This window comes from Mesorhizobium sp. M7A.F.Ca.CA.004.06.1.1 (assembly GCF_003999135.1).
Classification (GTDB): Bacteria; Pseudomonadota; Alphaproteobacteria; order Rhizobiales; family Rhizobiaceae; genus Mesorhizobium.
Window position 1 is genome coordinate 1 of the sequence record NZ_RZPQ01001277.1, and the last position, 841, is coordinate 841.

The window sequence follows — 841 nt, forward strand, 5'->3', positions numbered from 1 at the left end:
GAGTAGCAACGCGCCGCAACAAAAAACCCGCCACGAAGGCGGGTTTTTGATCTGTAAAAAGCTCGTTTGGTTTAAGATCTTACTTGGTGCAAGTCATTATCCCAAAACCGCTTCGCACTTTTGGGCGACATGCACTTAGATGCCGAAACCTTCGAAACGCTTCTTGAACTTCGACAGGCGGCCGCCGCGGTCGAGCAGGGTCTGCTGGCCGCCGGTCCAGGCCGGATGGGTGGTCGGGTCGATATCGAGGTTCATCGTATCGCCTTCCTTGCCCCAGGTCGAACGGGTCGTGTATTCGGTGCCGTCGGTCATGACGACCTTGATGGTGTGGTAATCGGGATGAATAGCGCTCTTCATGGCTCGGTTCCTGGCTTGCCGGCGCGGCTGACGGGCATAAGCCTGCGTCGATGCGCCTCTTTTTAAAACTCGAAGCCGCAGCTATTGAGGAGCCACGGCTTCTAAAACGGTCGGCGAGCCTATACATCAGCCGGAATTGAATCACAAGGCCGCGGCAAGCGCATATTGAGGCGCAGACCCCAAGGGCGGCTGGAGGAAACATCGGGATGGCGCAAATCACCAGCGCAGACGAGCGCCGGCGTTCGCTCAAGCCGCTCCGGCGCCTGTTCCCCTACATCACGCACTATCGCACACTGGTCGTCGGCGCCATCATCTCGCTGGTCATCGCGGCGGCAACCACGCTGGCGCTGCCGCTGGCGGTGCGACGCATGATCGATTATGGTTTCTCGTCGTCCAGCACCACCTTCATTGCCGAATATTTCGCCGCCCTGGTGGCGATGGCCGCCGTGCTGGCGGCGGCATCGGCCGGCCGCTACTATTTCGT

At 59.7% G+C, this 841-nt stretch carries 1 protein-coding gene and 1 pseudogene; one reads left to right on the plus strand and one right to left on the minus strand.

All coding sequences use genetic code 11. The annotated features are described in order from the left end of the window. Positions 1 to 135: 135 nt before the first annotated feature. Complete coding sequence (rpmE, locus tag EN906_RS35750) at positions 136 to 357, minus strand: 50S ribosomal protein L31 (RefSeq protein ID WP_023811830.1); 222 nt, start codon at positions 355 to 357, stop codon at positions 136 to 138. 206 nt (positions 358 to 563) lie between these two features. Here rpmE and EN906_RS35755 point away from each other — a divergent pair. Continuing rightward, positions 564 to 841: pseudogene (locus EN906_RS35755) on the plus strand (ABC transporter); the annotation flags it as partial.